Genomic DNA, 14,901 nt, shown 5'->3' with positions numbered 1-14,901 from the left:
TTGCACACCGCGGTGTCAGGCACCTGCGGAGCCTGACACCTGGAATAGTTCGAAATCGCCCCGGCAGCGCGAATACACTGAACGCCACTTCGGCCACCTTGCCCCCGCACATGTCCGACTTCCTCGACCTGCCCGCCTACTTCGCCCGCATCGGCCTGCCCGGCGCGCCCGCCGCCCCCGCGCGCGACGCGCTGCAGGCCCTGGTGCTGCACCACACACAGGCCATTCCGTTCGAGAACCTGAACCCGTTCGCGGGGCTGCCCGTCAGCCTGGAACTGGCCGACGTGCAGCGCAAGCTGGTGCGCGGCCAGCGCGGCGGCTATTGCTACGAACACAACCTGCTGTTCGGCGCCGTGCTGCGCAGCCTGGGCTTGCCGGTCGACGACCTGTCGGCGCGCGTGCTGTGGAACCGGCCCGACGACGCCATCACGCCGCGCTCGCACATGCTGCTGGCGGTGCGGCTGGACGATGAGCCCTGCATCGTCGACGTGGGCTTCGGCGGCAGCACGCCCACCGGCGTGCTGCGCCTGCAGGCCGGCGTGGCGCAGAACACGCCCCACGGCCTCTTCCGGCTGCTGCGGGACGCCGACACCTGGCGCCTGCAAAGCAGCATGCAGGGCGAGTGGCGTTCGCTGTACCGCTTCGACCTGCAGCCCGCCTACCGGGTGGACTATGAAGTCAGCAACTACTACTTGTCCACGCACCCCGATTCGCATTTCGTGACGCGGCTGGTCGCGGCCCGGCCCACGCCGCGGGGCCGCCTGGCCCTGATCAACCGCGACTACACCGAGTACGGGCTGGATGGCTCCGCCACCCGGCGCCAGCTGGTCGGCACGGCCGAGATTCGCGCCGTGCTGCACGATGCCTTCGGCCTGGCGCTGCCTGACACGCCCGCGCTGAACCGCCGGCTGGACGCCCTGCCCTAGGCTTGCTGCGGCTGCGGCGCGGCGGCGCCGATCACCGTGGCGGGCGCATAGCCGCCGGGCCGCGACGCCACCTGCACACCGCCGTGGATGCGCTGCTGCTGCACGTCGGCGAACATGTAATACGGAAATGGCGCCGGCATGGCGCTGGCGGCGTCGAGCCGCCGCACGGCATCGGGCGGCAGCGTGAATTCCAGCGACGCCAGCGATTCCCGCAATTGCGCCGGCCGGGTGGCGCCCACAATGATGCTGGACACGCCCTGCTTGCCGGCCAGCCAGTTCAGCGCCACCTGCGCCATGGGCTTGCCGACATCGCGCGCCACGCTTTCCAGTTCCGCCACAATGGCGAAATTGCGCGGGGTGAAGCGGTCGAAGCCGGGCCCCGGATTCTGCGACACCGCCTGCAGGCGCCCCTGCCCGAACTGGCCGTCCTGGCTGGGCCGGTATTTGCCCGACAGCAGCCCCATGGCCAGCGGGCTCCAGGGCACGATGCCCATACCCTGCTCGACCGCCAGGTCGGCGAACTCGCGCTCGGCATTGCGCTCGACCAGCGAGTATTCCAGCTGCAGCGCGGCCACCGGCTCGAAGCCGCGCCACTGCGCCAGCGCCTGCGCGCGCGAGGCATACCAGGCCGGCACGTCCGACAGGCCCACGTAGCGGATCTTGCCCGCCCGCACAGCATCGTCCATGGCGCGCATCACTTCGTCCACCGGCGTCAGGCGGTCCCAGGTGTGCAGGTAGTAAAGGTCGATGTAGTCGGTGCGCAGGCGCTTGAGCGAACCTTCCAGCGCGCGCTGGAAATTCTTGCGCTGGTTGCCGCCCGCGTTGGGGTTGCCCGGCTGCGCGTTATATGAATACTTGGTGGCGATCACCAGTTCGTCGCGGCTGCCCGTTTCCTGTACGAACTGCCCCAGCCAGCGCTCGCTGGTGCCTTCGGTGTACATGTCGGCGGTGTCGATGAAGTTGCCGCCCGCCTCGCGGTACAGGTTGAACAGCGCCCGCGCGGCGTCCTGGTCGGCGCCCCAGCCCCATTCGTTGCCGAAAGTCATGGTGCCCAGCGACAGCGGGCTGACGCGCAGGCCCGAACGGCCCAGCGTGAGATATTGCTTCATGGTCATGGTGGTGCCTTCCTGGAAAGCGGCGGCGCGGGATGCGGCGGCCATGTGGGTACTCTAGGCAACACCACTGATAAGAAAAATGGCCTATCGGTTGATAATTAATGAAGCCTGGCTTCATAATCTGCCGCATGGACTACCCTGCCCAATTGCTGCCCGCCGTGCACGCCTTCACCCGCGTGGCCCGCTACGGCAGCTTCACCCGCGCGGCGGCCGACCTGGGCGTATCGGCCTCGGCGCTGTCGCAAACGGTGCGCGGCCTGGAAGCCCGGCTGGGCGTGCGCCTGCTGAACCGCACCACCCGCCGGGTGGCCCTGACCGAAGAAGGGCAGCGCTTTCTGCAGCGCGTGCGGCCCGCCCTGGGCGCCATCGGCGACGCGCTCGAAGACATGGACGACACCCGCGGCCGTCCGGCCGGCACGCTGCGCATCAACACCTCGCGGGTGGCCTGCGCCCTGCTGGTCACGCCGCATCTGGCCGAATTCACCGCGCGCTACCCCGGCATCGTGCTCGAACTGATTCTGGACGACGGCCTGACCGACCTGGTGGCCGGTGGCTTCGACGCCGGCATCCGGCTGGGCGAAAACCTGGCGCGCGACATGGTGGCAGTGCGCATCAGCCGCAACCAGCGCATGGTGACCGCCGGTTCGCCGGCCTATTTCAGGCAGTGCGGCGCCGCGCCGCGGCAGCCGGCCGACCTGGCGGCGCACACCTGCATCGGCACCCGCTTCGAAACACGCGGCACCCTGTACCGCTGGGAATACCGCCAGCCCGACGGCCAGCTGCTCGAAGTCGACGTGCCGCACCGCATCGTGACCAATGATTTCGCGCTGATGGTGCAGGCGGCGCTGGACGGCCTGGGGCTGATCCACGTGCTCGAAGATCCGATCGCCCGGCACCTGGCCAGCGGCGCGCTGGCGCCCGTGCTGACATCCTGGGCCGCGAATTTTCCCGGCTTCTACCTGTACTACCCGCACCGGACGCAGATGGCGCCCAAATTGCGGGTATTCGCGGACTTCCTGCGCGAGCGCCTGGCGGCCGGCCCCGCGCCGGCCTGACCGGGCGCGCCGGCAGGCCGCCCCCCCCAATGCCCCTGGAAACGGCACGGGAACTCCCGCAGTAAAATCAAGTCTTATATAAGATATAAGACCAAAGACATTCAAGGCCGGGTAACCTTGTCTCACATACAATGACAAGCGCGCCAAAACGCCAGAAAATGGCAGCTTTACGCGGTCCCAAACCCACGGAGTCCCATCATGCCGCACAACACGTTCAATACCCTCCAGAATTTCAAGATCGGCAATAAATCCTGTCAGTTTTATTCCCTGCCGGCCCTGGGCAAGGCCCTGGGGGTGGACGTGCAGCGCCTGCCGGTGTCGATTCGCATCGTGCTCGAATCGGTGCTGCGCAATTGCGATGGCCAGAAGGTCACCGAAGAACACATCAGACAGCTCGCGGCCTGGCAGGCCAACGCCAAGCGCGAAGATGAAATCCCCTTCGTGGTGGCGCGCGTCGTGCTGCAGGACTTCACCGGCGTGCCTCTGCTGGCCGACATCGCGGCCATGCGCTCGGTAGCCGACCGCATGGGCAAAGACCCCAAGCGCATCGAACCGCTGGTGCCGGTCGACCTGGTGGTCGACCACTCCGTCATGATCGACTACTTCGGCACCAAGAACGCGCTCGACCTGAACATGAAGCTGGAATTCAAGCGCAACCAAGAGCGCTACCAGTTCATGAAGTGGGGCATGCAGGCCTTCGATACCTTCGGCGTGGTGCCCCCGGGCTTCGGCATCGTGCACCAGGTCAACCTGGAATACCTGGCGCGCGGCGTGCACCAGAAAAACAACGTCTACTACCCCGACTCGCTGGTGGGCACCGACAGCCACACCACCATGATCAACGGCATCGGCGTGGTGGGCTGGGGCGTGGGCGGCATCGAGGCCGAAGCCGGCATGCTGGGCCAGCCGGTGTACTTCCTGACCCCCGACGTGGTGGGCGTCGAGCTCAAGGGCAAGCTGCGCGGCGGCGTCACCGCCACCGACCTGGTGCTTACCATTACCGAAATGCTGCGCCGTGAAAAAGTGGTGGGCAAGTTCGTCGAATTCTGCGGCGAAGGCACCGCCAGCCTGTCGGTGGCCGAGCGCGCCACCATCGGCAACATGGCGCCCGAGTACGGCGCCACCATGGGCTTCTTCCCGGTCGACGAACGCACCATCGATTACTTCGAGGGCACCGGCCGCACGCCCGAAGAAATCGCCGCCTTCGAGGCCTACTTCAAGGCCCAGAAGATGTTCGGCGTGCCCAAGGCCCAAGACATCGACTACACCAAGCTGCTTACGCTCGACCTGTCCACGGTGGCCCCCTCGCTGGCCGGCCCCAAGCGCCCGCAAGACCGCATCGAGATCGGCAACGTCAAGAACACCTTCATCGACCTGTATTCCAAGCCGGTCGCCGAAAACGGCTTCAACCAGCCGGCCGAGAAACTGCAGCAGACCTTCACCACCAGCGCGGGCACCAAGATCAAGAACGGCGACATCCTGATCGCCGCCATCACCTCGTGCACCAACACGTCCAACCCCAGCGTGCTGCTGGCGGCCGGCCTGCTGGCCAAGAAGGCCGTCGAAGCCGGCCTGACCGTGCCCAAGCACATCAAGACCTCGCTGGCCCCCGGATCGCGCGTGGTCACCGAATACCTGACCAAGACCGGCCTGCTGCCCTACCTGGAAAAGCTCGGCTTCGACGTGGCCGCCTACGGCTGCACCACCTGCATCGGCAACGCGGGCGACCTGGCGGCCGACCTGAACGAAGCCATCACCGGCAACGACCTGGTCTGCGCGGCCGTGCTGTCGGGCAACCGCAACTTCGAGGCGCGCATCCACCCGAACATCAAGGCCAACTTCCTGGCCTCGCCGCCGCTGGTGGTGGCCTACGCGCTGGCCGGCACCATCACGCGCGACCTCATGACCGAGCCCGTGGGCCGCGGCAAGAAAGGCGACGTGTGGCTGGGCGACATCTGGCCCACCACCGAAGAAGTGCAGGCGCTGCTCAAGTTCGCGCTCGACCCCGACGCGTTCCAGGCCAACTACGGCCAGGTCAAGAGCAAGCCCGGCAAGCTGTGGGAAAACATCAAGGGCGTGAAGGGCGAAACCTACAACTGGCCCGATTCCACCTACATTGCCGAGCCGCCCTTCTTCGAGGGCTTCGGCATGGCGCCCGGCGCCATGCCGGTGATCCGCGGCGCGCGCGCGCTGGGCATCTTTGGCGACTCGGTCACCACCGACCACATCTCGCCGGCCGGCTCCATCAAGGAAACCTCGCCCGCCGGCAAGTGGCTGAAGGAAAACGGCGTCATGAAGGCCGATTTCAACAGCTACGGGTCGCGCCGCGGCAACCACGAGATCATGATGCGCGGCACCTTCGCCAACGTGCGCATCAAGAATCTGATGATCCCGGCGCTGGCCGACGGCAGCCGCTTCGAGGGCGGCGACACCCTGTTCCAGCCAGGCGGCGAACAGATGTCCATCTACGACGCGGCCATGAAGTACGTGGGCCAGGGCACGCCCACGGTGGTGTTCGGCGGCGAAGAATACGGCACCGGCTCGTCGCGCGACTGGGCCGCCAAGGGCACCCAGCTGCTCGGCGTGAAGGCCGTGGTGGCGCGCAGCTTCGAACGCATCCACCGCAGCAACCTGGTAGGCATGGGCGTGCTGCCGCTGCAGTTCAAGGGCAGCGACAGCGTCGATTCGCTGGGCATCACGGGCCAGGAAACGTACGACGTCTCGGGCCTGGAAAACGGCATCAAGCCCATGCAGGATGTCACCCTCACCATCCACCGCCCCGACGGTTCGAAGCAGGACGTGACGGTGCTGCTGCGCATCGACACGCCCATCGAGGTCGAGTACTACCAGCATGGCGGCATCCTGCCGTTCGTGCTGCGCCAACTGCTGGCTGCTTGACGGCCGAAGCCAGGTGTTTCAGCCATCAGGTGTCAGGCTCCGCAAGGTGCCTGACACCGTTCGATTGAGACACTGGCTGCCCGCTTCGGGGTCAGGCACCTGCGGAGCCTGACCCCTGACCCAAGGCCCGAGCCTGCACAGGTCCGCAGGGTTACACTATCCAGTTCGCATTCTGAAATGGATCCTGACCCAGCATGGCCCGAGCCCGTAGCCCCTCTTCTTCCCGCCTAGGCCGCGATGCATCGCGGCTGGCGGCGCTTGCGCAGTCGCTGAACCGCTCCGGCAGCCGGGTCGAAGACCTGTACTGGGAAAGCCTGCTCGCCGAGGCCATTCCCAAGCTGTTGCGCGCCGGCCAGGACGCCCCGCTCGAATCGGCCCTGGACCACCTCGCCCAACGCGATCCGGGCGCCTACGAAGTGCTGATCGAACAGGCCGAAACCCTGTCCGAATCCATGCACGTCGACAAGAACGGACAGCGCTACGACGTGCTGCTGGTGGTGGCGCCCGTGGTGGCCTGGACCCGCTACACGATTCCCACCGGCCCCATCGCGGCGCCGGCGCAGCAGGCCCTGCTGGCGCAACTGCACGGCCACGTGCTGGCCGACGGCGCGCGCGCGGCCCTGATGCCCTGGCTGGTCAGCATCGACCAGATGCCGCGCACGTTCTCCGAAACCTGGCAGTGGCTGCAGCGTCTGGGCAGCCAGGCGCTGGGCGCCGAGACCGCCAAGCCGGCCCTGAACGACGACGCCGAAACCGCCAACATGCTGGCCGACACCCGCTACGTGGTGGCGGCCGTGGCCGTGCCCGCGGGCGCGCCGGTATTCCGCTGGCAAGAACAGCCCGGCGACGCCGCCCACAGCCGCGACAGCTGCCTGGCGAACTGGGTGGAACAGGCCCAGCCCACCCTGGCGGCGCTGCTGCCCGGCTGCGGCATCGAATGCCTGCTGCCCGACGCCTATTACGTCAGCAACCGCGAAGCCGACCGCCGCGTGCGGCCGCTGTCGCTGCGCGCCGCCGTCAACTGGCTGGAAGGCGCCGTCAACCTCGAACCCTCCGAACTGCGCGCGGTGGTGGCCGGCTGCGGCGACGTGCGCATCGACGAATACCGCATCGGCTTTACCGCCCGCAACAGCAACGACGTCTACTACGGCTGCGTATGGCCGCTGTACGGCCGCGAAGAAGACCAGCCGGCCGACGAAGACTTGCCCGACACGGTCGACGAGATCGCCGCGCTGCTCAAGGAATACGGCGTGCACGACGTGCGCCGCATCCCCGGCGTGCTGCCGCCCGAGTACTGCGAAGATTGCGGAGCGCCGCAGTTTCCGAACCCGCTGGGCGAGCTGGTGCACGCCGAGCTGCCCGAAGACGCCGACACCGCGCCGGCCCAGTTCCACTGAAGTGAAACCTCTGCGCCGCAACGCCCGGGTTTTGCCAGGTGTCAGGCTCCGCAGGTGCCTGACACCGTGCTGTCGAGACAATCGCGGCACACTTCGGTGTCTGGCGCCTGCGGAGCCAGACACCTGGCATGCCTTGTTCCCGTTTCATGCTGGGGAGGCGTAATGCGGGCCGATATTTTCTGCCGCGTCATCGACAATTACGGCGATATCGGCGTGTGCTGGCGCCTGGCGCGGCGCCTGGCCCAGGGGCGCGGCTGGCAGGTGCGCCTGTGGGTCGACGATCTGCGCGCCTTCGCCCGCATCCAGCCCGGCATCGCGGCCGATGCCGGGCTGCAGCGGCATACCGGCATCGACATCGTGCACTGGACCTCATCGCCGCCGCCGCTGGAACCGGGCGACGTGGCCATCGAGGCCTTTGCCTGCGACCCGCCGGCCGCCTTCGTGCAGGCCATGCGCGCCCGGCCGCCGGTATGGATCAATCTTGAATACCTCAGCGCCGAGCCCTGGGTGGAAAGCTGCCACGGCCTGCCGTCGCGGCGCGCCGACGGGCTGGTCAAGCACTTTTTCTTTCCCGGCTTCACGGCCGCCACCGGCGGCCTGCTGCGTGAACCGGGCCTGAGCGCCGAGCGCGACGCCTTCCAGGCCGAACGCCCGCGCCAGGAAGCCTTCCTGCGCGGCCTGGGCCTGGACGATGCCGCCCTGGCGCACTGGCGGGCCGGCGCCCGCCTGGCCAATCTGTTCTGCTATCCGCACGCGCCGCTGGCCGCGCTGGCGCGGGCCCTGGCCCGCGACACCCGGCCCACCCTGCTGCTGGCGCCCGAAGGCACCGCGCCCGGCCTGGAAGATGCCGGCGGCGGCGCCTTGCGGATCGCCCGGGTGCCCTTCATGCCGCAGCCCGATTTCGACCGCCTGTTGTGGTGCGCCGACCTGAACTTCGTGCGCGGCGAAGATTCTTTCGTGCGGGCGGCATGGGCGGCCCGCCCGCTGGTCTGGCAGATTTACCCCCAGGCCGACGACGCGCACCTGGACAAGCTCGAGGCCTGGCTGGGCCGCTACCCCTGCCCGCCCCAGGCCCAGGCGCTGATCCGCGCCTGGAACGCCCCGGACGGCGCCGCCCAGGCCGTGGCCGCGGCCCTGCCGGCCGCCCTGGCCGCCCAGCCGTGGTCCGACTGGCAGGCCGCGGCCCGCGCCTGGGACGCCAGCCAGGCGGCACGCCCCGATTTAGGGGACGCTTTGGCTGATTTTTGCGCAGAACTGGCCAGGAAACGCTAGAATAGAGAGTTTTCCGAGTTCCTTTGCCCCGCGCATGTCGCGCCGAGCCAGGTCTCGAACTGACAGCCTCCCGGGGCACGTGGGCCGCCATCATGCCGGCACCTGCGCGCAAGCACGGCGAGCGCGCTATATCACCCGGAGTTTTACATCGATGAAAACCGCTCAGGAATTGCGAGTCGGCAACGTGATCATGGTCGGCAAGGATCCCCTCGTCGTCCAGAAAGCTGAATACAACAAGTCCGGCCGCAACGCCGCCGTCGTCAAGCTCAAGTTCAAGAACCTGCTCACCGGTTCGGGCAGCGAATCGGTCTACAAGGCCGACGAAAAATTCGACGTCGTCGTGCTCGACCGCAAAGAATGCACCTACTCGTACTTTGGCGACCCCATGTATGTCTTCATGGACGAAGAGTACAACCAGTACGAGATCGAAGCCGAAAGCATGGGCGACGCGCTGAACTACCTTGAAGAAGCCATGCCCGTCGAAGTGGTGTTCTACGACGGCCGCGCCATTTCGGTCGAACTGCCCACCATCCTGGTGCGCGAAATCACCTACACCGAGCCCGCCGTGCGCGGCGACACCTCGGGCAAGGTACTCAAGCCCGCCAAGATCAACACCGGCTTCGAGCTGAACGTGCCGCTGTTCTGCGCCATTGGCGACAAGATCGAAATCGACACGCGCACCAACGAATACCGCAGCCGCGTGAACTGATCGCCCGGCGGGCCGGCGGCCCGCCCCGCACCTGCAAATAACGGCGCCGGCAGGCGCCGTTATTGCTGCGGCGCCACACCCGGGCCGGCCGATGGCCGAAAATGCTTGTATTCGCCGCCACGCGCCCCCATATTTCCATCATGGCACTCAAAGTTTTCGACCTGCAATGCGGCCAGGGCCACCTTTTCGAAGGCTGGTTCGGCTCGCACGACGATTACGACGCGCAGCAGGCGCGCGGACTGGTCACGTGCCCGGTGTGCGCATCCGCCCACATCACCAAGCGCCTGTCGGCGCCGCGCCTGAACGTGGCGCACCTGCATGCGCCGCCGGCCCCGGCTTCGGGCGCCGCCCGGCCAGCCGAGGCGGGCCCGGCCGCCATGGCCCGCATGCAGGCCGCCGTGCTGCGGCAAATACGCGACATGGTCCGCAAAACCGAGAACGTCGGCCCGCGTTTCGCCGAAGAGGCGCGGCGCATCCACGAGGGCGATGCCGACGAACGCCCCATCCGCGGCACGGCCACGGCCGAAGAACGCCTGGCCCTGAGCGAAGACGGCATCGACGTCATGGCGCTGCCCGACTTCCTGGACGACGACCGGCTGCAATAGTCCGGCGCGCCGCCGGCCTCCAAAAACAACGGGCCCTGAACGGGCCCGTTGGTTTTGGCACATGCCGCCGCGTATTTATTTGCGGCTTTTCTTGCGCACGGCCGCGGTCTTTTCGCGCTGCAGTTCGTCTTGCTGGGCCTGCAGGGCGTCGATCTGGCGCTGCATGGCGCTGAGCTCTTTGCGCAGCTGCTGCTGTTGCTGCGACAGCGCCGCCGCCTGCTGGCGCGCCTGTTCCTGGCGGGCCGCCACCTGCTGTTCCTGCTGGCGGCGCAGCGACTGGTCGGCCTGCAGTGTGGCCAGTTCGCTGCTGCGTTCGGCCAGCAGCCGCTCGGACCGCGCATATTCGGCCTGCAGCTTGATGCGCTTGATGTCCACTTCGGCCAGGTCGGCCGACTGCTGCGCGAAGGCGCGATACGTGGATTCGGCCTGCTTGTCCGACTGTGTTTGCACCACGCGCCAGAAATCCTTTTGCTGGAACAGCGCGACGTAATAGGTAAGGTCGTCGGGCTTGAACAGCAGGCTGGCGCCGTAGGTGCCGTTATACGTGGTGCGCAGTTCGGAAACCTGGCGGCTCTGGATCAGCGATTGCAGCTCGGAAACCGTGGAATTGGCCTTGGGCGCGGGCGCGGGCGGCGTGACGGGCGTGTCGCCCGCCTGCTTGCTTTCCACTTGCTGCACCGGCGGGCGGCTGGCTTCGGACTGGGCGCTGGCGCAGGCCGCCAGGCCGGACAGTACCGCGCCCAGCACAACCAGCCGCGCGGCGGTATGAAGTTGATGGACTCGCATGCCTTCCCCAAGAAAACGTTGCAGAACTATACCAATTAATTTCAACTCTTAGGGGCCTGATTTTCCCCAGTCCCCGGCGGCGCCTACGACGGTTCGGCCAGCCCTTCGGCCAGCTCGCCCTGGTTGTTGCCCAGGCGCAGCTTGCGCATCTTTTCCCACAGCACCTTGCGGCTGATGCCCAGGTAATGGGCGGTATCCTGGCGCCGCCAGCCGTGCGACTCCAGCGCCGCCAGGATGCGGGCGCGCTCGGCCCGCTCGGCATCGCTCAGGCTGTCGCCGGCCCCGGCCGCCAGCACCAGGGCGGCCTTGGCCGGCGCGGCCGCCAGCCGGTCGAATATCTGCTCGATGCGCGGCCGGTCCCATTGCCGGAACTGGCGCCGCACAATAGCCACCCGTTCGACCACGTTCGACAGTTCGCGCACATTGCCGGCAAAGGCGGTGCCGGCCACGCGTTCCAGCAGCCAGCCCGGCGGCGGTTCGTCCTGCCCGGCATCATGGCGTTCCAGCAGCGCGCGGAAAATGGCGATCTTTTCTTCAGGCCCCCGTTCTTCCAGGCTGGGGATGTACAGCTCGATGACCGCCAGGCGGTAGTACAGGTCGGAACGGAATTCGTCCTGCGCGCACAGCTCGCGCAGGTCTTTGTTGGTGGCCGCCACCAGCCGGAAGTCCACCGGCACCTGCACCGTCGAGCCCAGCCGGGTCACGGCATTCTGCTCCAGCACGCGCAGCAGCTTCACTTGCTGGTACAGCGGCAAATCGCCGATTTCATCCAGGAACAGCGTGCCGCCGTCGGCCTGCTCGAAATAGCCCTTGTGCGCCCCCACCGCCCCCGTGAAAGCCCCCTTGGCATGGCCGAAGAAATGCGCCTCGAACAGGCCTTCGGGAATGGCCCCGCAGTTCACCGCCACGAACGGCCCTTCGGCCCAGGCGGCGCGATCGTGCAGCAGGCGCGCCACGCGTTCTTTGCCCACGCCGGTCTGGCCATGGATCAGCACGTTGCTGCGGCAGTCGGCGAACATCTGCGCCTCTGCCAGCAGGGCCTGCATGGGCTCGGACACCGCCACGAAGGGCTGCTCGCGGCGCGCCACCTGGCGGTCGGCGCGGTCCAGCGAGCCCAGCAGGTCGAACAGCTGCTTGCGCAGTTCCGCCGTGGTGAACATCAGCGGCAAGGTGTGCGAATACTCGGGCGGATAGAAGCGCGGATCATTGCCGCGCACTTCGGACGCCACCCAGATGACCGGCATGCCCTGCGAGGCCAGCCAGTCGTAGCCGCTGAAGCGCTTGTCGCCCATGACCGACACCGACACCAGCGCCACCGCCGCGCGGGTGATGTCGCGCGGCGGCGGAAAGGCGGTGCCGGCATCGGCGCGCACCACGGTGACGTCCATGCCGGCCAGGCACCGTTCGGCGCGCGCCGCAATATCGGACAGACCCTCCCAGACATAGAGGTCGAAGTCGTCGCGGATGGCAGGCTTGGTCATTCCTTCTGGGGTTCCTTGTTCTTGTCAGTAAACCAGCCGCGGCTTGCCGCAGTCCACGGACAGCAGGGACAGGTCGGTTTCGCCGAGATTCAGGCCGAGCAGATTCAGCAACTGCTGCAGCAGGGCCGACAGCGGGTCCAGCAGCGGCTGCAGCAGGGCCACGACGATGCCGGCCAGGCCGCTGAGGCCGTTGCCGTTCGCCTTGAGCACCACATCCGCCACGGTATTGATGCGGCATTCCTTCAGGCTGCCGAACAGGCTGCCCACGCCGCAGCCGATATCCAGTACCGGCGACAGCAGCGAGCCCAGCACATTGCCCACGAGCTGCAGGGTGCCGCCCAGCGCGCCGGTCAGGCCGCCTGTGGTCATGCGGCTGGCCAGGGCATCCATCGCCTGGCCGGACCACTGCAATTCATTGACCACTGTCGTGATCGAGCGGCCGTTGGTGGACGGCCCCACCAGTTGCGCGGCCAGCGACTTGCGTTCGGCATCGGTCATCGAAACCGGGCTGGAGCCATTGGCGCCGAGCAGGTCGCCCAGGATGCCGCCGATGACGGCGTCGGCCGTGTCCTGGCTCATCTGGGCCAGGTCGAGGTCGGTGGCCTGAACGGTGCGGGTGGCGTCCGGCGAAGGCGGCTCGGTCAGCGTGACGGGCACCGGAGTGCCCGGGCGGAAAAGCGGCAGGGTCACCCGGCTGTTGATGGGCAGGATGCCCAGCACATTGAGCACCGGGTATCGTTGCACAGAGATGAAATCGCTTTCGACGCACGCATTGGCGCGGGAAAAAAAGGAATTGTCGTCGGACGGGTCCATGTCCGGGAATTTCCCCAGGCATACGTTGGCCACCGATGAGCGCACGTCGAAGCTGGCCTGATGCGGCGTCAAGGGCGCTTCGCACAGGGCCGTCAAGGTGGCGTCGGACTGGCCCGCTTCGATGATGAGCGGCAGGTCTACCCGTGTTCCCAGCGTGCTCAGCAGCGGCCCCACTACAGGGATGTCGTCGGTCTTCAAGCGAAAGTACACGCGCACCCCGGCGGTGCTGGCGCGCGTGCCCACCCCGCCGACGGCAATCGAAGGGGGCTCGATTACGCGCACACGGCTCTGCACCCCCAGGATGGGCACATCCAGGCCCAAGTTGATCAGGTTGTCGCCATTGGCGATCATCAGGCTGGTTTGCAGCAGGTCAGTAACCTTGACGTCGGCCAGCAACGCCGACTGCGCATCCGTCACCAGCGACGCATCCAGTACGCCGCCTTCACCGAACAGTTTGATGGGCACATCCAGGGGCGCCAGATCGAGCAGCACGCCGACAATGTCGGACAGCAAACCAATCTGCGCCTGTGCCGTGCCGCTGGTGCGCTGAGCCACCGCCAGCGTGGCATTGAGCAGATCGCCCAGCGATACCGCCTTCAGCGCCGCCAATTCCTCGGGCGTGCCGATGCCGGACAATACCGACAAAGGCAAGCCCAATTGCTGCAACAGGCCCGAGGGCGTCACGTTCAGGTCGAGCAGGCCGGCCGAATCCAGCACGCTCAACTGCGCGGGCGTGGCGCCCAGCGATGCCAGCACCTTGCCGAGCAGCCCGTCCGAAGCCAGGCGCAACAGGCGCGACTCCACACTGAACGTCGCCGTGGGCGCGGTATTCGAAGCCACCGCCACGACGCTGACTTCCGTGCCCCCCATCCAGCCGCCGACCACGCTGGGAATCAGGGCGCTGAGCGTCTTGTCGATGCGCACCCGCACCGCGTTGACGCGCCCGCCGGCGGCGGCGTCGGGATCGAACAGGTGCATGCCGGCCGGATCGGCGCGAGTGGGATCCCAGAATTTGCAGTCGACGGTTACGTCTGCGGCCGTGATGGGATCGACAAAATCCGGCACGTTGGCCACCGCGCTGGCCTGGGCCGCGGCGGCGACGGGCGAGGCCGCCGCGCAATCGGACGCGGCCCCGGTGGGCGCCAGCACCTGCACGGCCGACAGGGCCGCCAGGTCAGCCGCCTTCTGCAGTTCGCGCTTCATGTAGAACAGGTAGCCGATCTGTGCCGACAGCAGCACCACCAGGCCGATCAGCACGGCGAACGCCGTCGACACGGCGATAGAGCCGCGCTGGCGGGTGCGCGATGGCGAAAGGCGCAAAGACGGTTTCATATCGGCGGCTGCCCGTTGCGGCGGATTACTTGCTGTCCGTCTTCACCTTCTCGGTGAACCATTGCGGAATGGGCTGGCGGAAGCTCTCCAGGTAGCGGTTCCATGCCGCCGTGGACACCGGCCCCAGCATGGGTAGCGCCCCGCCGGCGCGGCGGCCGTCGGCCTGGGCGGCCAGCAGGCCGCGCGTGACATCGCCGAAGCCTTCATGGCGCTCGGCGGGCGCCGTGGCAGCCGGCGCGCTGGCGGCCGATGCCCTGGCCGGCGCCGCGGGCGCGGCCGCGGCCGGCATCGGCGTCTGCACCTGCCGGACCACCGGGCGGGCGGGCATGGCCTGCGCGGCGGGCGCGGCCGCCGGCGCCGCCACCGCGGCAGGCTGGGCGCCGCCGCCCGTCAGCGGCGCATTCATCTGCGCCGCCGCCGCCCAGGGCAGCGCGGCGGCCAGGACCAGCGGAAGGCGAAGAAAGTATCGGGACATGGTCAGTCTCTTTCAGGTTCGTGAATACGATGGCCGG

The 14,901-nt window shown here is 67.6% G+C and carries 12 protein-coding genes; 7 read left to right on the top strand and 5 right to left on the bottom strand.

Features of this window, described 5'->3' with window-relative positions; genetic code table 11:
* Positions 1-110 precede the first annotated feature (110 nt).
* Positions 111-926, top strand: a complete 816-nt coding sequence (locus J2P76_RS10680; protein ID WP_207407098.1) for an arylamine N-acetyltransferase family protein — start codon at positions 111-113, stop codon at positions 924-926.
* Here the strand turns inward: J2P76_RS10680 and J2P76_RS10675 are convergent.
* Positions 923-2,086 carry an aldo/keto reductase gene (locus tag J2P76_RS10675; RefSeq protein ID WP_242697344.1) on the bottom strand — a complete coding sequence of 388 codons (1,164 nt, stop codon included), beginning with the start codon at positions 2,084-2,086 and terminating at the stop codon, positions 923-925. The two genes, J2P76_RS10680 and J2P76_RS10675, sit on opposite strands and share 4 nt — an antisense overlap.
* A gap of 83 nt (positions 2,087-2,169) precedes the next feature.
* On the opposite strand from J2P76_RS10675, the gene J2P76_RS10670 reads away from it, so the two are divergent.
* The 6 genes from J2P76_RS10670 to J2P76_RS10645 all read left to right on the top strand — a co-directional run bounded on the left by J2P76_RS10670 (position 2,170) and on the right by J2P76_RS10645 (position 9,977).
* A complete protein-coding gene (locus J2P76_RS10670; RefSeq protein ID WP_242697343.1) occupies positions 2,170-3,096 on the top strand; it encodes a LysR family transcriptional regulator in 927 nt (308 codons plus the stop codon).
* A 198-nt stretch (positions 3,097-3,294) separates the two neighbouring features.
* Entirely contained in the window at positions 3,295-5,994 is a 2,700-nt protein-coding gene (gene acnA / locus J2P76_RS10665; RefSeq protein WP_207407095.1) for an aconitate hydratase AcnA, read from the top strand.
* A 194-nt stretch (positions 5,995-6,188) separates the two neighbouring features.
* Complete coding sequence (locus tag J2P76_RS10660; protein WP_207407093.1) at positions 6,189-7,391, top strand: DUF2863 family protein; 1,203 nt, start codon at positions 6,189-6,191, stop codon at positions 7,389-7,391.
* Between the two features lie 162 nt (positions 7,392-7,553).
* Entirely contained in the window at positions 7,554-8,663 is a 1,110-nt protein-coding gene (earP, locus tag J2P76_RS10655; protein WP_207407091.1) for an elongation factor P maturation arginine rhamnosyltransferase EarP, read from the top strand.
* Positions 8,664-8,814: 151 nt separating this feature from the next.
* Positions 8,815-9,372: an elongation factor P gene (efp, locus tag J2P76_RS10650; protein WP_207407088.1), complete on the top strand. Its 558-nt coding sequence runs from the start codon at positions 8,815-8,817 to the stop codon at positions 9,370-9,372.
* A 140-nt stretch (positions 9,373-9,512) separates the two neighbouring features.
* On the top strand, positions 9,513-9,977 hold the full coding sequence (locus tag J2P76_RS10645) for a DUF1178 family protein (protein WP_207407086.1): 465 nt from the start codon (positions 9,513-9,515) through the stop codon (positions 9,975-9,977).
* A gap of 75 nt (positions 9,978-10,052) precedes the next feature.
* Here J2P76_RS10645 and J2P76_RS10640 read toward each other — a convergent pair whose 3' ends face one another.
* From J2P76_RS10640 to J2P76_RS10625, 4 genes are all read right to left on the bottom strand, one after another.
* On the bottom strand, positions 10,053-10,763 hold the full coding sequence (locus J2P76_RS10640) for a DUF2968 domain-containing protein (protein ID WP_207407084.1): 711 nt from the start codon (positions 10,761-10,763) through the stop codon (positions 10,053-10,055).
* Positions 10,764-10,846: 83 nt separating this feature from the next.
* Positions 10,847-12,244 (bottom strand): sigma 54-interacting transcriptional regulator, encoded by a 1,398-nt coding sequence (locus tag J2P76_RS10635; protein ID WP_207407082.1) that lies wholly within the window; start codon positions 12,242-12,244, stop codon positions 10,847-10,849.
* A gap of 24 nt (positions 12,245-12,268) precedes the next feature.
* Positions 12,269-14,389 carry a pilus assembly protein TadG-related protein gene (locus J2P76_RS10630; protein WP_207407081.1) on the bottom strand — a complete coding sequence of 707 codons (2,121 nt, stop codon included), beginning with the start codon at positions 14,387-14,389 and terminating at the stop codon, positions 12,269-12,271.
* Between the two features lie 25 nt (positions 14,390-14,414).
* A complete protein-coding gene (locus J2P76_RS10625) occupies positions 14,415-14,864 on the bottom strand; it encodes a DUF3613 domain-containing protein (RefSeq protein WP_207407080.1) in 450 nt (149 codons plus the stop codon).
* Between the last annotated feature and the right edge of the window lie 37 nt (positions 14,865-14,901).

Source organism: Bordetella petrii (assembly GCF_017356245.1).
GTDB classification, from domain to species: Bacteria; Pseudomonadota; Gammaproteobacteria; order Burkholderiales; family Burkholderiaceae_B; genus Bordetella_A; species Bordetella_A petrii_D.
The sequence above is the reverse complement of the archived record's forward strand: the minus strand, read 5'-3'. Positions and strand labels throughout refer to the sequence as shown.

Excerpts from the sequence above, each read along its gene's own strand:
- J2P76_RS10630 (WP_207407081.1), bottom strand. The coding sequence starts at position 14,389 with ATGAAACCGTCTTTGCGCCTTTCGCCATCGCGCACCCGCCAGCGCGGC.
- J2P76_RS10660 (WP_207407093.1), top strand. The coding sequence starts at position 6,189 with ATGGCCCGAGCCCGTAGCCCCTCTTCTTCCCGCCTAGGCCGCGATGCA.
- earP (WP_207407091.1), top strand. The coding sequence starts at position 7,554 with ATGCGGGCCGATATTTTCTGCCGCGTCATCGACAATTACGGCGATATC.
- J2P76_RS10670 (WP_242697343.1), top strand. The coding sequence starts at position 2,170 with ATGGACTACCCTGCCCAATTGCTGCCCGCCGTGCACGCCTTCACCCGC.
- efp (WP_207407088.1), top strand. The coding sequence starts at position 8,815 with ATGAAAACCGCTCAGGAATTGCGAGTCGGCAACGTGATCATGGTCGGC.
- J2P76_RS10645 (WP_207407086.1), top strand. The coding sequence starts at position 9,513 with ATGGCACTCAAAGTTTTCGACCTGCAATGCGGCCAGGGCCACCTTTTC.
- J2P76_RS10675 (WP_242697344.1), bottom strand. The coding sequence starts at position 2,086 with ATGGCCGCCGCATCCCGCGCCGCCGCTTTCCAGGAAGGCACCACCATG.
- J2P76_RS10640 (WP_207407084.1), bottom strand. The coding sequence starts at position 10,763 with ATGCGAGTCCATCAACTTCATACCGCCGCGCGGCTGGTTGTGCTGGGC.
- acnA (WP_207407095.1), top strand. The coding sequence starts at position 3,295 with ATGCCGCACAACACGTTCAATACCCTCCAGAATTTCAAGATCGGCAAT.
- J2P76_RS10680 (WP_207407098.1), top strand. The coding sequence starts at position 111 with ATGTCCGACTTCCTCGACCTGCCCGCCTACTTCGCCCGCATCGGCCTG.
- J2P76_RS10635 (WP_207407082.1), bottom strand. The coding sequence starts at position 12,244 with ATGACCAAGCCTGCCATCCGCGACGACTTCGACCTCTATGTCTGGGAG.
- J2P76_RS10625 (WP_207407080.1), bottom strand. The coding sequence starts at position 14,864 with ATGTCCCGATACTTTCTTCGCCTTCCGCTGGTCCTGGCCGCCGCGCTG.